This window comes from Methylobacillus glycogenes JCM 2850 (assembly GCF_000617925.1).
GTDB classification, from domain to species: domain Bacteria; phylum Pseudomonadota; class Gammaproteobacteria; order Burkholderiales; family Methylophilaceae; genus Methylobacillus; species Methylobacillus glycogenes.
On sequence record NZ_BAMT01000006.1, the window covers coordinates 47,458 to 63,753 of the forward strand.

Sequence of the window (16,296 nt, forward strand, 5' to 3'; positions counted from 1 at the left end):
TGCCAGTTACAAGGTTAGGCATGTGACATTCAGCAAACAGGAGTACACATGGCGCAGCAAGCACAGCATATCCCCGAGAATACCCAGCCAGACCCAGGCAAAAAATCCGGCATCATTGCCCTGTTATTGTCGGTATTCGGTTTACCGCTGGTGGGCACGGTTATCGGCATCTACGCCTTGCTCAAGTCCCGTGCCGCCGGGCATAGCAATCTGTTTGCCATTCTGGCGATTGTGATCAACCTGATTTACACCATACTGCTGCTGCTATTTCTCAGCGGTATTTTCTATGTCTCCAAATCCGCGCTGGAACAACGCCAGCAGGAAGATGCGCTGGAGGCACTGACCGCAGCGCAGGAAAAAGCCGAGCGTGCGGCGGGTAATGTAGATACCGACCGCATTGCCGAGGAAATACAGGCCAAGCTCGCGCTTTATAACGAAGCCCATGGTCATTACCCATCTTTTGGTCAGTTGCTGGCAGCGCGTGGCCCTGAGGCTTTGTCTACAGAGCAGCGTGAGGTGTTGGTTAACACTGGCAAGCCACGCAGTACACGCGTGGGTTTTCAGGCCTGCGTGGCATCGAACGGGGTGGGTAGCGGTGCCATGCTGACACCGGGTTCTGGCAACCCAGTGCTGGTGGCGGGTAACTGCAACAATATGGCGGCTAGGCGCGAGTAAGCCTGCGCCAGCCCATCACCATGCCCGCCAGGGTGAGGATAAAACCACCCAGCGATAAGGTTATTACCAGCACCCAGCGCGGTAGTTCGGCATTATCAAAAGGCGTGAAATCCAGGCGGTGCAGGGCAGCAAACAACCAGCGATAGCCACGGCTGTTGTTGTCCTGCGAGGCGACGATGCGTGTGGTGGCGGGGTCTACGTAATAGCTGGTATTCGACGCATCGTTAAAATCAATGCGTATCACTGGCGAGGTCATCTCCAGTCTTTTGCCGTAGTAATAAATATCCCCATGCGCCAGCAGCGTGCTGGCTTTCACTGTGCCCTCGGCAACCAGTTTGGCCGCCTGTGTGGCAAATTGCGCAGCGCTAACTGCGGGCAGCAGCTGGCCGTCTTGCGGCTGGAGCAGACTGCGGCCTCTGGCGTTTGAGGCCAAGAGATAAGTCTGTCCGCCAAAGCTGACCCACTCAATCTCCTTAGCCTGCAGAGCTAAGGTAGCAGGTAGCGCAGGCGCTTGCGATAAAGGCCCGGCCTGTGTCCAGGCCTGCGTTTCCGCTTCACTGAGCTTTCTGCCAGATAAAAGATCAAAGGGTTTTACCGAAAGCCAGCCGCTGAATAGCCAGGTCAGGCAGAACATGCCTGCCAGCATGCCAGACAGATGATGCCATTTTGCCCAGCCACGATAAGGTGTGACGCGGCCACCTTTGTAACGGCGTCGCAGCCTTAGCCTGTCTATGCCTAACCAAATACCCAAGCCCGCCAGCAAGGTGGCAGGGAGTGACAGCCACATGATCACTTGACGCCAGGCCTTGGGGTAATCCGCACGTAGCGGCGTGAAGTACACCCAATGAATTACAGAGCCCAACCAGTTCCAGGCACGTTGCTGGTGGTGGTATCCAGTACCACTTCACCTGTGCGGCTGGAAACATACAAGCTGGTGCCATTGGCAAACTCGGCGCGGTATAGCGGTCTGTGTGGGTGCAGGGCTGAGGAGATGCTCCATTGATCACGCTCCAGCAGTTCCAGGTCGGTCAGCGTGGCTGCAGGCAGAAAGGCTTGTGCATTACTGCGTGCCAGTGCTGGCGTGACGGTGAGTCGCTCGCCATCATCAGCATATAAAGACTGCCATTTGCCCTCTACGCGCAGGTGGTAGAGCGGGCGGCCTTGCTGCATGGTCAGGCGCAGACTATCGGGCTCGGCCTGAATAATATCTGAGGCCTGGGCTGGCGTGATTTGCACCAGCCCAGGCTGTATGGGCTGCATATGCGGCCATTTTTCCTCGGGCGTCAGTGAGGGGTAGGCAACAAACAACATCACCACCCCGGAAATAAACCACAACAGCACCAAGAGGCCCAGGCCTATGCCCAGCCAGCGATGCCAAAGGTGGAGCTGACGCGCGAGGCTGGCCATTAGTAGCGGAACTCCGCCGTCAGTTCAATCTGCCGTGGTGCGCCTATGATTTGCTGGTTGTTGCCATAGGCAATGGCGGCATAGAACTTGTCGGTGATATTGCGCAGGTTGGCGCGCAAGGTCATTTTCTGGTTCACATGCCAGGCGGCGCTGGCGTCATAGACGGTATAGCCAGCCAGGGTGATGTCGTTGGCATTGTTGGCATAGCGCTTACCCACATAGCGTGCGCCTACGCCAGCTTCCCATTGCGTTGCCTGATAGGTCACCCAGGCATTGGCAACTTTTTCCGGCACGTTGACCGGGGTGTTGCCCGCACGGGAGATAGCAGTGCCACCCTCTCTCAGCTCGTCATAACGCGCATCCAGCAGTGCTGCATTGAAATCCAGACGCCAGTGCTCCAGAGGATACAGCGTAGTGGCAAACTCCAAGCCTCTGGAGGACTGCTTGCCGCCCTGCACTGATAGGCTCTGGATAATGGGATCGCGCGTGATGATGTTGTCTTTGGCGATATGGTAGGCCGCCAATGTCCACTCGCCGCGTATGCGCTGCAGCACCTGCTTGATGCCAATTTCGGCCTGGCGAGCGCGCGTCAGGTCAAATTCGCTATTGGCAAGGTTGAGCCCCAGCAAGGTGGTAATCGGGTCAGTGCCACGGCTGGTTTGCGCGTAAAGGCTGGTGTCCTTATCCAGGTCATACACCGCCCCTAGTCGCCAGGTATCGGCAATAAACTGCTTGTCCGAGTTGGGCGCACCACGGTAGTCCTTGCGCTCGGTATCCATATAGTCGCGGCGCAGGCCGATGACTAATTTAAGCTGCTCGGTGGCGCTCCAGGCGTTCTCCAAAAACGCGGCTTGCTGGGTGAAGTCGGCATCATAGTTGGGCAACAGCGCCGTGGTGCTGCGGAACACCCCAGTATTGCCGCCTACCGGGATGACATCACTGGCAGTATTGCCCGCATTGCTGGCCTGGCGGAAATCGGTGCGGCTGATTTCCCAGCCTGCAGCAAAGCGGTTTTGATGGCCCCAGAGTGTAGTGTTGTTACTGATCTCCAGGCGGTTGCCTATCTGCTTCTGTTCATGGGTAATGGCGAGAAAGCTGCCACGGCTGACGCTATTGGCCACCGCGTTGAGCGTAAAGCTCTCGGCATTGCGCCACTCACGCTCGGACTTGAACCAATAGGCCTCGTTTTTCAGCTTCCAGCTGTCGTTGATATCCCACTCCAGCTTGGCACGGGCGCGAGTATCCTCGAACGCCATGATATTGTCGGTGACGTTGTAATTGTCCTTGCGCAGCGAGTGCGAAATCTTGCCATTACGTAAGGGGGAGCCCAGGTTGGCCGTAGGCTCGTCCTTGGCATGATCCAGCGTGAAGCCTATGCGTAGACTGTCAGTGGGGGTGAACAGCCATGAGCTCATGAGCTTTTTGCTCTCATAATCGCCACGGCTGATATAGCCATCGCCGCCCAGCACAGAGGCATCAATGCGGAACGCGCCTATCTCACCCAGTGCGCCCGTACCTCCAAGTGCCGCTCTATAAGCCCCATAGCTACCTGCGCCAACCAGCGCTTCTACCGAAGTCTCGCGGCTGGGCTGCTTGCGCACGCTGTTGATAATGCCTCCGGCAGAACCATCGCCAAACAGCACCGAGGCTGGGCCGCGCAAGACTTCTATGCGCTCATAGCCCCAGCTGTCTGAAGGGTAGGTTTGCGTGCCTGCGCCTGTCATTAATCTCACGCCGTCTTCTGCCTGCGCCACCGAGTTGGTGCCAGTGAAGCCGCGCGATGAGAAAGCCTGGCCATTGCCCAGGGTGCTGACATCGGTAATGCCTGTGGTGCGTGTGACCGCCTCGCGTATGGAAATATCGCCGCGGCTGCGTATGGTCTGCGCATCCAGGCTTTCAACACTGGCTGGGGTTTCCTGGGCGCTGAGTCCCAGGCGGCTGGCGGTGCTGTTTTTCTTTTTCAGGTTGAGGCCGGGCGTATCGCTGCTGGCCTTGACCTGAATTTCCTCCAATGTGGCTTCCTCGGCCAGCGCCCCGCTGGAGAAGACAGACCACAACGCTGCAAGCAGCAGTGGATGGTGGTGTTTCATGGTGATAACTCCCTAAGATTGCATCAAATGGCAAGCCAGGTTGAGCGGGCGGGAGTGATGGATAAAGCTGCAGCAAGCGCAGATGGCCTGAACAGGCTCTTATGATGTGCGTGCAGCAAGGCTTGCGCCTGTAGCGTGGCCTATCAGGCACACTGCATATTCTGGTTCCAGGGGCACCCCGCCCTGATACAGTGGCCTAAACCAGCCGTACCGTGAACAACATGACAAGACTGACGGCAGGTCTCCTGACTTCCGGGTCAACACTGGCATGCGGCCTTCCCGGAAAACTCCAGTGGCAAGAGTGCATGCAAGCTCGTCGGTTACAGTTGCGGGGGCAGTTCCGGCATTGCGTGGTTTTTGAGGCCAGCTCGCGCACCGGATTCCCTATTATTCTGCTGCCCGTATGGACAGCAAAACCGTGAGTGATGCGGATTTTAAGTGGCGGCTAAGCAGCGGTCAATCTAAAAACAGTGACTTGACGCTGATTGAGGCTGGGCGTGCAAGGTGGAATGTAGCGGGTCTGCCGTCTGTGAATGATGCGGAAAAGCGCGGTGAGCGCTTATATTGGATAAGTGTGCTTAAGCGTGCTTACGCGTCAGTGGCAATCACGGTAATGCTTTGGCCCATGCATTCCACCACTTGTCCGGCGCGTATCTTGGCGGTCTTGCGGCTTTCGGGCTTGCCATCTACCGTCACCAGGCCTTCTGCCACCATGGCCTTGCCCTGGCCGCCTGAGTCGGCAATGCCTGCCAGCTTGAGCAGGTTGCACAATTCGATGTAATCGTCTCTGAGGGTGAATTCCATGCGGGGTATCCAGAAGGCGTGAGGAAAATAAGCGCGATTACATCATGATTAGCCCTGCGAGGGAAAGGGCGGATGTGACGCTTTGGCGTAAAATGCCAGCCAGTGAAATCATGAAAGTGCCAACATGCAGCAATTGTCCAGCTTAGAAGCCCAACTCATAGCCAATTTTGGCGAGCGCTTTGCGCAAGCGTGGCGGCTTGCGATGCACGCAATCGCCTGGACCCTAACCAGACCATAGTCGATGGTCAGCCTGTGCCCAAAGAGCTGGCCTATGCCAGACGCATGACCGAGATGCTGCACCGCTATCGCCCTGAAAGCGGTGAACTGCTACACCTGGCCGCGCGTGGCCAGCATATAGAACGCTGGACCCTGCCACGCGATGCCTACCCCATGACACGGCCTGGTTATCATCAATGGCGTACCCGTCTCAAGACCTATCATGGCGAAGTCATGAGCGAGATCATGCAGGCGGCGGGCTACGATGCAGCGGCTGCCAACGAAGTGGCTTTGCTGGTGAGCAAAAAGGCGTCCGCTACGGATGCGCAGATGCAAGTGCTGGAAGATGTGATTGTCATGGTGTTTGTTGAGTATTACCTCGAGGATTTTGTCGCCCAGCATCCTGAATACGATATCCCCAAATGGAAAGACATCCTGAAAAAGACACTGCGCAAGGTGTCAGCGGCGGGGGTAGAGGGGCTGGTACAAAAAGTGAATTTGCCACAAGCCTTGCTGCCTTTGATTCAGGAAGTCATGCAGGAAGGTTGGGCCTAGCGCCTATGGCCCAGCCAGCAACCCTTAACCAATGCCAATGGCAGCTGGTGCTGCAGGCCGGGGTGGTAGACCTTGTCGTCAAAGCGCATCAAGTACAGCTAACGCTGAATGGTGAAGCGGCGGGTAGCCTGCAATTCAAGGCGCTGACCTCGGCCAATTCCGACGAAACACCCTTATATAGATTGGATGTGGTAGATATTCAGGCCGAAGCCTTGCTAGCGCTGCGCGATAGCCTGATAGAAACTGCACTGCAATTGTTTGCGCAATGTACGGGTGCCAAGGTCATAGTCTCCAAGCGCTTGAGTTAAGCCCGGCTTGAGGATGCCTTGAAACCCGCTGTAGGGTGCGCAAAATTGTCATCGCCGTAAGCACGCAGCACTTCCGAGATAATGACCTGATATCCCTGCAGCCATTCAGCCTGGCTGGCCTTGGCCTCAAGATGCCTGGGGTGCTGCATCAGGGCTTGCAGGCCCTGCATGTCCTGCCAGTAATACACATTGCAGATACGGCCATTGCTGGGGTTCTCCCAGCTTTCTTCGCCCAGATAGCCTGGGGTTTGCCGTGCAAACACGGCAATCTCCTCATCCAGCTGATAAAAGCGCGCGTCAAACTGCTTTTTGTCGAAGATGAAAGTGGCAGAGATCATCTGCCTTAGCCCTTGAGCTTGAGCGGCAAGCCTGCCGCAACAAAGCTGACTTCCTGGCACAGCGCTGCCACCGCCTGGTTGAGGCGTCCGGCCTCATCCTGAAACTGGCGGTTGATCTCGCCCAGCGGCACTATGCCCATGCCGACTTCATTGCTCACCAGCAGTATGCGGCCTGGCAGGGTAGGTAATATATCCAGCAGGGCCTGGCGTTGTACCTGCCAATCCACGCCCTCAGGCGGTGCGCATTCCGGGCATATGCATTGCGCCAGCCACAAGGTCAGGCAGTCTACCAACAGGCAGCGCCCAGGGGCGGCTTGCTGTTGCAGGGTTTCGGCCAGGCGATGCGGCGCTTCCACCGTTTGCCAGTGTGCAGGTCTGCGTTGCTGGTGCTGGCTGACGCGCTGGCCAAATTCAGCATCGTAAACCTGGGCGGTGGCGATGTAGCGCACTTCCAGGCCGCTTTCCAGCGCAAGTTTCTCTGCCAGGGCGCTCTTGCCAGAGCGGGCACCGCCTAAAATCAAATGCAGGGCAGGGTTGGGATCACGCATGGTTAACTCCAGTGTTTGCTATGGGCTTGTTGTACGCCCCAGCGTTGGATAATGCTCTGCAAAGCTTTGAGGCCCAGGCGTATTGCCGCCGGGCCGGGTTGCAGAATGTCAGCAGACTTGATTTCATGAATTTGTCCGCTCTGTACCGCGGGAATCTCGCCCCAGCCTGGCCGTGCCAGTACTTGCTCGGGCTGGAATTTCTTGCCACACCATGAGCCTATGATGATATCGGGCTGGCGGCGTATCACTTCATCCGGGTCTGCAATCACGCGCTGCTTGGCGGATTGCGCGCTGGCGAGTTCGGCAAAGCAATCAATGCCGCCTGCCAGGGTGATCATTTCACTGACCCAGCCTATGCCGCTGATCAGGGGCTGATTCCATTCCTCAAAATACACCTTGGGTGCGCGCGGCAAAAACTCGGCTTGCGCCGCTACTTGATCCATCAGGGTCTGTAACTCTGTCACCAGTGCCTGCGCCTCTGCCTGTGCATGCACCAGCTGACCCAAGGTCAAAATCATATCCAGAATTCCGTCTATGGAGCGCTGGTTGAACACATGTACCTCCAGCCCGGCTTTTACCAGACTGGCGACAATATCAGCCTGTAGATTGGAAAAGGCCAGCACCAGGTCAGGCTCTACGGCGAGGATTTTCTCAATATTGGCGCTGCTGAAAGCGGCAATCTTGGGTTTTTCCCGCTTGGCGCGCGCGGGGTGGGTGCTGAAGCCAGAAATCCCCGCAATGCGGTATTGCTGGTTCAAGAGGTAAAGCACTTCCGTGGTTTCTGCCGACAGGCAGGCGATGCGCTGCGGGCCGCTCATAGGCTAGGCAGTTTCATTGCGTCTCTCATTAAGCTGCTCATTCAGTGTCTACCCAGCGGTTTTCCATCATCAGCTCAGACAGTGGCCGCTCCTTGGCCCAGCCTTCTTCTACCAGCATGGGGGATTTGTAGAATTCTTCCACTTCACCCAGGCAGAGGATGGCCACAGGCTTGGCACCTTCCGGCATGCCTAGTAGTTTTGCCAGTTTGACTGGGTCAAAAATGGAGACCCAGCCCATGCCCAAACCTTCTGCGCGCGCGGCCAGCCAGAGGTTCTGAATGGCGCAGGCCACCGAGGCCAAGTCCATCTCGGGCAGGGTGCGGCGGCCAAAGATAAAGCGTTCCCTGTGATCGCACAGCCCGGCAATCAATACCTCACTGCATTGCTTGATGCCTTCAACCTTGAGCCGCATGAATTCGGCCTCGCGCTCACCCATGGCATCGGCAGTCAACAGCCGTTCTTCCTGCACCAGCTGGTAAATCGCTTCACGCATTTCGTCACTGGTGATGCGGATAAAGCGCCAGGGTTGCATCAGGCCTACGCTGGGGGCGTGGTGGGCGGCATCCAGCAGCTTGTGCAGAATTTCAGTATCTATGCGCCCGGGCTTGAAATGGCGCATATCTCTGCGCTGGTGGATGGCGCGGTAAACCCCGGCGATCTCGGCTTCGGGGAAGGCAAACTTTTGATTGGACATAGGCGTGACAGGGTGGGCTTAGGCTGGGGATAGTATAAAGCCATCCCCAGTCTCTAAGTAAATCAAGGTTGGCTAATGGCTGGCGTTGTTGAACTGGATGTTGAAGCTGATGCTGAATTAGCCTGCTCTATCAGCAACAGCTTGCCAGTCTTGGGGTCACGGTAGACCTGGCCAACAGATTCATAGCCGCTACCCGCAGCGCTGCTGCTGGTGTCCGGCGCTTCTATCTCGCGGCCCTGAGTAATCTCCTTGGGCTGGGCCAACACTGCATGACCACCTGCGCTCAAGGCTGCCAGCAAGCCGCAGGCAAACACCAGCATCACATCCACCAGATTGACCAGACTGGCACGCGGGTCTTCGTCCTCGTGGTCAAAGCGGCTTTGCAGGCGCAATTTAGACGCGGCACGCTTAGGGTGATGGTGGATTCGCTCATGGCTATGCCTCCAGGCTTTCCAGCACATCTTCATACCAACGGCGGCGCAGCTTGCCTATGACCAGCCCTATGATGCCCGCAATCAGCCCCAGCACCGTGGCATCAAACGCGGTGGTCACTGCCTGCGCCAGCTGGGCCGGGTTGCCTTGCCCCAGTGCCGCCAGGCCAGGCCCGAGCGGGATGATAGTGGCCATCAGCCCTAGCATGGGCGGGATGCGCGAGAGCAAGTCGGCACGTTCCAGCCTGTGCCTGGCCAGTTTGACCACCGCTTGTGGTTGCTGCGAGGCACGCATGGCCTTGAGGCCAAACAGGCGTTCACCTATGGTCAAGCCTGCTTCCAGCACGGCAATAATCACGGCTAGTACCAGAATGATGATGACAGGTTCAAGCAGCCAGGTGATTGCCAGATGCAGGCTGTCAAATGCTATAGGCATGATGGGTTTCCATTTAATAAGCGTATGAATAAGCGCAAGTTAAGAATGTAATGCGGGTTTGCGGGTACCCAGCCACAGGCCTAGTGCAAAGATGGGCAACAGCAGCAACAGCCATTGCCAATGTTGTTGCACGGTGTTGACGGCGATTTCATAGGCACGCGCGGGTGTCGGTTTCTCTGTTTGTTTGGCCTCTGGTTCAGGCTTGGCTTCAGGGCTAGCTTCAGCACGCGCTGCGGCGCTGGCTGGCGTGGCCGCTGGTGCTGCGTCGGGCTGTGGCTGAGCGGCCTCATTATCTACGCTGCATAGTCTGCAGCCTGCTTGTGCTGACCGTCACCACGGGCACGAGCCAGTGTCTGCTGTAGCGCGGCATTGCTGTCTGCATCCAGATACTGCCCCAGCCAGGGCCATAGCGGGTGATTGGGGGCGGTATGGCCGCTGCCGGGCAGGCCATTCTTGTTGACCAGACGCGCCAGATCGCCACCCAGGGTGCGTAGGGTTTCATCATTGGTCTGCCAGTAACCTTTTTCTGCCGCCACCAGCATGATGGCGAGCATATGCGCTTTGACCTGGGCATTGTGCTTGTGCTCAAGGAAAGGCTTAAGGCCTAGCTTGAGGCTATCGTCCATATACACCTGCTTGACCTCGTCCCAGGCCCAGTTCTTGATGATATCGGGACGTGTGACCTGCCAGCCCCAGAGGTTTTCCATAAACTCCTGGCCCATGGTGCGCGCGCCCGCATAGCCATGCTGCATCAGCGGGCGTATCCAGGCCGGGTTGAGGTAACGACCACGCAGCTCCATTAGCAGCGCGGTTTCCAGCGGGTCATCACTGAGGTGGTCGGGGTCGGTATGGTTGAGGATGCGTGCTGTCGGTCTATGTCCGGTCACGGTTTCGGTCGCCAGCGACAGGCCACCGAGATAATCGAAGGCATCGTTGTTGTCCATCAAGCCATATAGATTGGAAGCACGACCATGGTAGGTATTGGCGATGTTGTGCAAGGCGCTCTCAAGCACGGCATGCGCGGGTTGACCCTGGGCGTCCAGCGCATAGGCGTGGCCCATGCGCGTGAGGTAGGCCTGGCCTAGCTCGCTTCTGTCTTTCCAGCTGCCGGAGCGCTCGGTGAGGCGGTTAACCCCAGTGCCGTAAGCCCCAGGCGCATCACCAAAGATACGCCAGGCGGCCTCGCGCCCGGCCTGGGCTAAATTTTGGCCGTGCTGCTGGTGGGCCAAGGTACGGCGTATCCATTGCTGGGCCACACCATTATTGGCCAGGGCTTCATTCTGCGCAGGCAGGCTGGCGCCTAGTGGAGCGAGCGCAGCCTCCAGCGCGGCTTGCAATTGCGGGTGTTGCTGACGGATTTCGTCGGCGGACGCTGCCAGGGCCATGCGGCCACCCATATCTATCCACTGCATGAGGTTGGGGTAGAGATCACGGAACAGGCCGGAGGTGGTGACGATGACATCATGGCGTGCCACGCCGGGCTTGAGCTGCATTTTCTGCACGATGCCGCGTGCATTCCATTCCGGTTCTATACCCATCAGGCTGAGAATAAAGCTCACCATCACGCCTTCATCGCGCACTGCATCCGAGGCCCAGAGAATCACGCCTTCGCTATCTTCAATACGGTCACGCTCACGCACTTTATCCGCCATGCGCTCCCCAATCTGGAAGCCCAAGCGGGTGGGCAGCACATCACCATCCAGCGCATGGAAGTTACGCCCGGTTGGTAGCGATTCGGGCGAGCGCAGAGGGTCATTACCCTTGCCTGGTGGTACAAAGCCGCCTGCCAGTGCGTGCAGCAGGCCTTGCATTTCCAGACGCGGCGAGGCCGCCAGTTTGTCCTGGGTCTCCTGGCTGACACTGTTGCTTTGCCCGCGCGCCATGGAGTCCAGCATCATCTGCAAGGACTCTTGCGACCAGTCTCGGCCAAACACATGCAGGCCATGCGGCATGAATTTCTCTTGCAGCTTGGTGAGGTAATGGCCGATTTCATGCGCCAGCAAGTCATCATCGGTCTGTTCGAAGCCTATACCGCGCACTTCCAGCACATCGGCCATGCTGGCCTCCAGCTCGGCGCGTAGTTGCAAGGCTTCCACCAAACGGCGCATTTCGCGTGCGGCTTCCAGTTTCATGGTGTCCGAGCTTGAGGATTCATAGCTCTCGACAATCTGGCGCAGCTCCAGCAGGCGGTCATACAAAGGCGTGGAAGTCAGTGGCGGGGTCAGGTGATCTACCATCACGGTGAGGCCACGGCGCTTGGCCTGGGTGCCTTCACCTACGCCATCAACGATGTAGGGATAGATGCCGGGCAGGTCACCTGCCACCAGGCGCGAGTAATCACCTGCTGCCAGGCCTACCGCCTTGCCCGGCAGAAATTCATAGGTGGAGTGGCGGCCTATATGCACCAGCGCATCGGCCTTGAAGCCGGATTGCAGCCAGTGATAAAACGCCAGATATTGATGCGGCGGCGGGATGGTGGTGTTGGCGTGCAGCAGTTCCTCGTCTATCTCCCAGCCACGTGGCGGTTGCGGGCCTATGAAGATATTGCCGAACTGCAGGCCGGGAATCAGCAATTTGTGATCGTGCACCATGACCTTGCCCGGTGCTACGCCCCAGCCGCGCATGCCCTCTATGCCCAGCGCAGCGAGCCTGGTCTTTTGCAATGCCATGGTCTTGCAGTCGCTATGCTGATCCAGGCAGCGCAGATAGCCCTGCTGCAATTGGTCGAGCAACTGCAAGGCTTGTGAGCGCTGCGGGTGGTCTGCGCCTTCCAGCATATGGCGTAGCTCATGCATGGCTTTATCCAGGCGGTTACGGCCGATTTCAATTTCACCTGCCTGCTGGGCGGCCACCAGATCGGCATGCAGCTTGCCCAGTGGCCCTTCCACCATCTCGCCGCGTATGGCAGCGGGCAGCGTGTTGAACCAGTGCTGATAGGCAGGGGTATCTAGCGTAGTCACCTGCTGGCTCATCTCCGCCAGCGCGGCATTGTCTTCCGGCAGGTTGACGCCGCGTTCCTGCATCAAATCCAGTAAGGCTTCGGGGCTGCTAGGCAGAGTCCCAGTGTTATAGCCCTGGCGTTTCAGCGCTTGCAGCATTTCAAACAGCGAGGCGGGTACATCCAGATTATCCGCGCCTATGTTCTGGCGGCCAGGGGGATGGTTGTAATAGATCAGCGCCACTTTTTTCTCGGCGTTGGGCTTGGTTTGCAGTTGCTGCCAGTTGAGGCTGCGCGTTACCAATGATTGCACTTCGCTGCCCAGTATCTGCGGCAGCTTGAGTTCCACACCTGTGAGCTTGTCTATGCTGCTGGGGCCTGCGGCGGCAACGACCAGCGGCTGGCTGCTGCCTTGTATCTCTGGCATGGCCACACGATATTGCACGGAGTTGAGCGGTAAACCATCCTCAGAAAGCTGCCAGGCCGTAGCGCTGCGGTCAGTCAAACGTATGGCCTTGATCACTGGTACATCCAGCTGACCCAGCAACGCAGTGACAGTCTCGCGGCCCTCTGCCGCACCGACGACAAAATCTTGTAGCAACACCAGGCCGCTAGGCGTGGCCGGAGCCAGGCGCTGTTTGAGGCTGGCCACGACCTCACGTGAAGCCTCGCCCCAGCGCGCCATGATGGCGACACAAGCCTGACCGCGGGCTTCACTGGCGGCGCAGATGGCGTCTGCGGCTTGCGGGTCGCTGGTGCTGAGATCCAGCACTGCCAGCATGGGGCCGGGCTTGGCGGCCAATGGTTGCTGTAGTTCGCGGCCATGCTGACGCAGGCGCACCAGCGGTTCGGGGATAATCTCGGGCAATTGCGCGCTGGGGTGCAGCAAGTGGCGCATGAGCTTGGCAAGGTTTTGCGTGCCGCCTGCCTGCCATAAGTCATGCATGCCCAGCCATTGTCGTGCTGTGGGGTGCTGCTGCGCCAGCGCCGCCACTTTTTCCGAGAGATTGTTCTGTGTCAGCGTCAGGCTTTGTGCATGACCAAAGCTACGCACGGATTCGCCCTGCCAGCGTGATTGCAACGAGAGTGCGCTATCGCCATTAAAGGCAATAAAAGTGCGAGGTTTGGCCGCAGGTAGTTGTTGCAGTTGCGCTTGTAATTGCTGGGAAGCCTCGGCGTAGACCGCTACCGCCAGCACGCTATCCGCCTCTTGCAGCCAACGCCTGACAGTCTTGCTATCCGTGGCCAGCAATTGTGCCTGGGTGCGCATGATAATGCGGTCTTTGCCTTTGGCCTGATCTTGTAAGGCCAGCTGTGCCGCCTGCGCGGCAGCAGGAGCGGTGCGGTCAGACACCACGGCAAACAAGGTGGCAGCTTGCACTGGCAAGCTAGCAGCACTTAGCAAGGTGCTCATCAAGCCCGTGAGCAAGACGGAATAAAAACGCAATTTCATGAGGTGAATAAGCGGGCAACAGCCGCAGGGTTGGAGGGGAAATAGAAATGCAGATAACTGGCGGTGAGGCTGCCATGACGGTAGATGGCTTCACCAGGCTTTTGTGAGTTTTGCTTGCGCGCATGGCTAAGCGCTGTGAGCGGGCTGTTGAAACTTGAGTAATGGAAGGTATGCGCATGCAACTCACCCTCAGGCAGGCTGGCAAATTGCACACCCAGGCCCTGAAAGCGCGTTTGCATCTGGCATGCACCGGGCAACAGGCCCAGGGTAGGGCTGGCGTTGATGCTGTCGCTAGCCGCCATCATGCCGCCACATTCAGCCAGCATGGGCATGCCTTGTTGCCAAGCCTGCTGTAGTGCCTGGCGCATGGCCTGATTGCCTGAGAGTGCACCCAGATTCAGCTCTGGGTAGCCGCCCGGTAGCCAGATGGCGTCAGCTCGGGTAACTGCTGGTCGCTTAATGGTGAAAAAAAGCTTAGCTCCGCGCCCAAGGCCTGTAGGCAATCAAGATTAGCCTGATAGATAAAGCAGAAGGCTTCATCCCTGGCGATGGCAATCCGGCGACCGCTTAACAGCGCGGGAATGTCGTTTTGCGGCGGCGGCTGGAATGTTGTGGTTGGCGGTAAGGGCACAGGGCCATTGCTGCTCAACAAGCTGGCCGCGCGTGCTATGCGCTCATTGAGGTCGCTAATTTCATTGGCGCGGAACAGGCCCAGGTGGCGTTCGGGCAGGCTGAGCTCATCTTGCCTGAGCATGCCGCCCAGCCAGGGTATGTTGGCGGGCAGGCTGTCACGCAGAATCTGGCCGTGATGTGCACTACCCAATCGGTTGCCAATCACCCCGGCAGGCCGCAGGCCGGGCGCATGAGCATAAAGCCCGGCAGCAAGTGCACCAAAAGTCTGGGCCATGCCACTGGCATCGATAGTCAGTGCCAACGGCAAATTGAATTTGAGCGCAATATCTGCACTGCTGGGCTGGCCGTCGTACAAACCCATGACACCTTCAACCAGAATCACATCGGCTTCGGCGGCGGTCTGATATAAACGCTGGGCAATATCGGCCTCGCCACACATACCCAAATCAAGGTTGTAAACAGCACGGCCAGTGGCGGTCTGCAAAATCATGGGGTCGAGAAAATCCGGCCCGCATTTGAAGGCTTGCACGGTATAGCCTTGATTGCGCCAGGCGCGCGCCAGGGCGGCGCTGACCAGAGTCTTGCCCTGGTTGGAGGCAGGCGCAGACAACAGCAGGGCAGGTTTATTGAAGCTCACGCCTTCACTCCTGCCAGGCTTATGCGTCCTGCTTACCATTCCACACCGGGCATGGCTTGCACGCCCTGCTTGAAGGCATGTTTGACCATGGTCATATCGGTGACGGTATCCGCCAGTTCTACCAGTTCCGGCTGGGCGGCCCTGCCAGTGACCACCACATGCTGCATGGCAGGGCGGGCGGCGATATCGGCCAGCACTTGTTGCAGGTCTAGATACTGATACTTGAGAACAATATTGAGTTCGTCGAGGATGACCACGCCTACCTGATCATCCTGCAAAGCCGCACGTGCAGCCTGCCAGCCCTGGCTGGCGGCGGCGATGTCACGTTCGCGGCTCTGGGTTTCCCAGGTGAAGCCTTCACCCATGACATGCCAGCTGACATTGGGCTGATGACGGAAGAAGGCTTCTTCTCCAGTGTCTGAGCGGCCTTTGACAAACTGGACTACCACGGCTTTCATGCCATGGCCCAGGGCGCGGGCCAGAAGGCCAAAGGCGGCGGTGGATTTGCCTTTGCCATTGCCGGTATTCACCAGCAACAGACCGCGCTCGCTGCGCGCGGCCTCTATCTTGGCATCAACAACGGTTTTTTTGCGCGCCATGCGTTGGCTATGGCGCTGGTTGAGATCGGGTTTTTCCTGCTCTGTCATGCCGTTTGTTTGCGGCTGGCGCTCAGCGCCTTAACCACAATATGAATGATGGCCGCAGTGGCAACGTAAAACGCCAGCGTACCCAGCGAAGATGGGTAATGCTTGGCGATGCGCGCGCCGAATTCAGCCAGGGTTGGGTCGGTGTAGCGACCGGAGAAGAAGTAGAAGCCGCCGCTGGAGAACAGATGGCAGACAAAGCTGCTGGCGACTACGGTGGCTGCCAGTGTCAGCACGGATTGCACGGCAAAACGATAGTGCTTGGCAAACCAGCGACCACCCAGCACAAAGTGCCATAGGCTGGCAGCAGGAAGCCATAAGCAGGCGAAGTGCAGAAGTTATCAACGCCACCCCAGGTCACCGCCGCCAGGTCCAAACCACCGGCCAGTGCCAGCAAAGCAGGGAAGGCCCAGACTGGACGCAGATAAACGCCAGCCAGGAAGAACACGGCCCAAGAAGCGCTGGCAGATGATTGATAGAGGCAAAGTGATGGCCGCGCGTGAGCACGAGCAATGCGGCCAAGCCTAGGCCTATGATGATCTGATGGTTTTTGTTGAGTGTCAGCATGTCTGTCTTCCTTAAGCCAGGGTCGGTATTCAAAACGGGGTGAATCAATAGGGCATGATTCAAAAAACACTGAATTTTAACTGAAATACCCGCTCCGAACCCAG

General features: G+C 58.0%; 17 protein-coding genes, 1 pseudogene and 1 riboswitch. Of the genes and pseudogenes, 3 read left to right on the top strand and 15 right to left on the bottom strand.

Translation table 11 applies throughout. The features are described from left to right. Positions 1-48 precede the first annotated feature (48 nt). Entirely contained in the window at positions 49-675 is a 627-nt protein-coding gene (locus JCM2850_RS09560; protein ID WP_025871445.1) for a hypothetical protein, read from the top strand. On the opposite strand, the gene JCM2850_RS20500 is transcribed toward JCM2850_RS09560, so the two are convergent. From JCM2850_RS20500 to JCM2850_RS09575, 4 genes are all read right to left on the bottom strand, one after another. Next, positions 662-1,537, bottom strand: a complete 876-nt coding sequence (locus JCM2850_RS20500; RefSeq protein WP_148301234.1) for a hypothetical protein — start codon at positions 1,535-1,537, stop codon at positions 662-664. The genes JCM2850_RS09560 and JCM2850_RS20500 overlap by 14 nt on opposite strands. Next, a complete protein-coding gene (locus tag JCM2850_RS20505; protein WP_051525358.1) occupies positions 1,525-2,082 on the bottom strand; it encodes a hypothetical protein in 558 nt (185 codons plus the stop codon). Before JCM2850_RS20505 ends, JCM2850_RS20500 begins: the two co-directional genes overlap by 13 nt. Further along, complete coding sequence (locus JCM2850_RS09570) at positions 2,082-4,172, bottom strand: TonB-dependent receptor (protein WP_025871447.1); 2,091 nt, start codon at positions 4,170-4,172, stop codon at positions 2,082-2,084. Before JCM2850_RS09570 ends, JCM2850_RS20505 begins: the two co-directional genes overlap by 1 nt. 218 nt (positions 4,173-4,390) lie before the next feature. Beyond that, positions 4,391-4,608, bottom strand: a riboswitch (cobalamin riboswitch). Between the two features lie 152 nt (positions 4,609-4,760). Continuing rightward, the gene (locus JCM2850_RS09575; RefSeq protein WP_025871449.1) at positions 4,761-4,976 is read right to left on the bottom strand and encodes an RNA-binding S4 domain-containing protein; all 216 of its coding nucleotides are present in this window, start codon (positions 4,974-4,976) and stop codon (positions 4,761-4,763) included. A gap of 189 nt (positions 4,977-5,165) precedes the next feature. On the opposite strand from JCM2850_RS09575, the gene JCM2850_RS09580 reads away from it, so the two are divergent. After that, a complete protein-coding gene (locus JCM2850_RS09580) occupies positions 5,166-5,747 on the top strand; it encodes a DUF4202 domain-containing protein (protein ID WP_025871451.1) in 582 nt (193 codons plus the stop codon). A 5-nt stretch (positions 5,748-5,752) separates the two neighbouring features. Beyond that, positions 5,753-6,055 carry a hypothetical protein gene (locus tag JCM2850_RS09585; protein WP_025871453.1) on the top strand — a complete coding sequence of 101 codons (303 nt, stop codon included), beginning with the start codon at positions 5,753-5,755 and terminating at the stop codon, positions 6,053-6,055. Here JCM2850_RS09585 and JCM2850_RS09590 read toward each other — a convergent pair. The 11 genes and pseudogenes from JCM2850_RS09590 to JCM2850_RS22770 form a co-directional block, all read right to left on the bottom strand. After that, positions 6,052-6,393 carry an antibiotic biosynthesis monooxygenase family protein gene (locus JCM2850_RS09590; protein ID WP_025871454.1) on the bottom strand — a complete coding sequence of 114 codons (342 nt, stop codon included), beginning with the start codon at positions 6,391-6,393 and terminating at the stop codon, positions 6,052-6,054. The genes JCM2850_RS09585 and JCM2850_RS09590 overlap by 4 nt on opposite strands. Before the next feature lie 5 nt (positions 6,394-6,398). Then, a complete protein-coding gene (gene cobU / locus JCM2850_RS09595; protein ID WP_025871455.1) occupies positions 6,399-6,941 on the bottom strand; it encodes a bifunctional adenosylcobinamide kinase/adenosylcobinamide-phosphate guanylyltransferase in 543 nt (180 codons plus the stop codon). Between the two features lie 2 nt (positions 6,942-6,943). Further along, entirely contained in the window at positions 6,944-7,759 is an 816-nt protein-coding gene (locus JCM2850_RS09600) for a cobalamin-binding protein (protein WP_025871457.1), read from the bottom strand. A 37-nt stretch (positions 7,760-7,796) separates the two neighbouring features. Further along, positions 7,797-8,453: a 5,6-dimethylbenzimidazole synthase gene (gene bluB / locus JCM2850_RS09605; RefSeq protein ID WP_025871459.1), complete on the bottom strand. Its 657-nt coding sequence runs from the start codon at positions 8,451-8,453 to the stop codon at positions 7,797-7,799. A gap of 62 nt (positions 8,454-8,515) precedes the next feature. Then, complete coding sequence (locus JCM2850_RS09610) at positions 8,516-8,845, bottom strand: DUF2149 domain-containing protein (protein WP_025871461.1); 330 nt, start codon at positions 8,843-8,845, stop codon at positions 8,516-8,518. Between the two features lie 43 nt (positions 8,846-8,888). Beyond that, positions 8,889-9,320, bottom strand: coding sequence for a MotA/TolQ/ExbB proton channel family protein (locus JCM2850_RS09615; RefSeq protein ID WP_025871463.1), 432 nt, complete (start codon positions 9,318-9,320; stop codon positions 8,889-8,891). Between the two features lie 293 nt (positions 9,321-9,613). Next, complete coding sequence (locus JCM2850_RS18395) at positions 9,614-13,711, bottom strand: cobaltochelatase subunit CobN (protein WP_234406191.1); 4,098 nt, start codon at positions 13,709-13,711, stop codon at positions 9,614-9,616. Then, positions 13,708-15,020, bottom strand: a pseudogene (locus tag JCM2850_RS18400) (cobyrinic acid a,c-diamide synthase CobB). Before JCM2850_RS18400 ends, JCM2850_RS18395 begins: the two are co-directional and overlap by 4 nt. Next, positions 15,014-15,628, bottom strand: a complete 615-nt coding sequence (gene cobO / locus JCM2850_RS09630) for a cob(I)yrinic acid a,c-diamide adenosyltransferase (protein WP_025871465.1) — start codon at positions 15,626-15,628, stop codon at positions 15,014-15,016. The pseudogene JCM2850_RS18400 and the gene cobO overlap by 7 nt, the downstream one beginning before the upstream one ends. Continuing rightward, positions 15,625-15,912, bottom strand: a complete 288-nt coding sequence (locus JCM2850_RS22765; RefSeq protein WP_234406192.1) for a hypothetical protein — start codon at positions 15,910-15,912, stop codon at positions 15,625-15,627. The genes cobO and JCM2850_RS22765 overlap by 4 nt, the downstream gene beginning before the upstream one ends. Next, positions 15,855-16,073, bottom strand: coding sequence for a hypothetical protein (locus tag JCM2850_RS22770; protein ID WP_234406193.1), 219 nt, complete (start codon positions 16,071-16,073; stop codon positions 15,855-15,857). Before JCM2850_RS22770 ends, JCM2850_RS22765 begins: the two co-directional genes overlap by 58 nt. Positions 16,074-16,296: the final 223 nt, after the last annotated feature.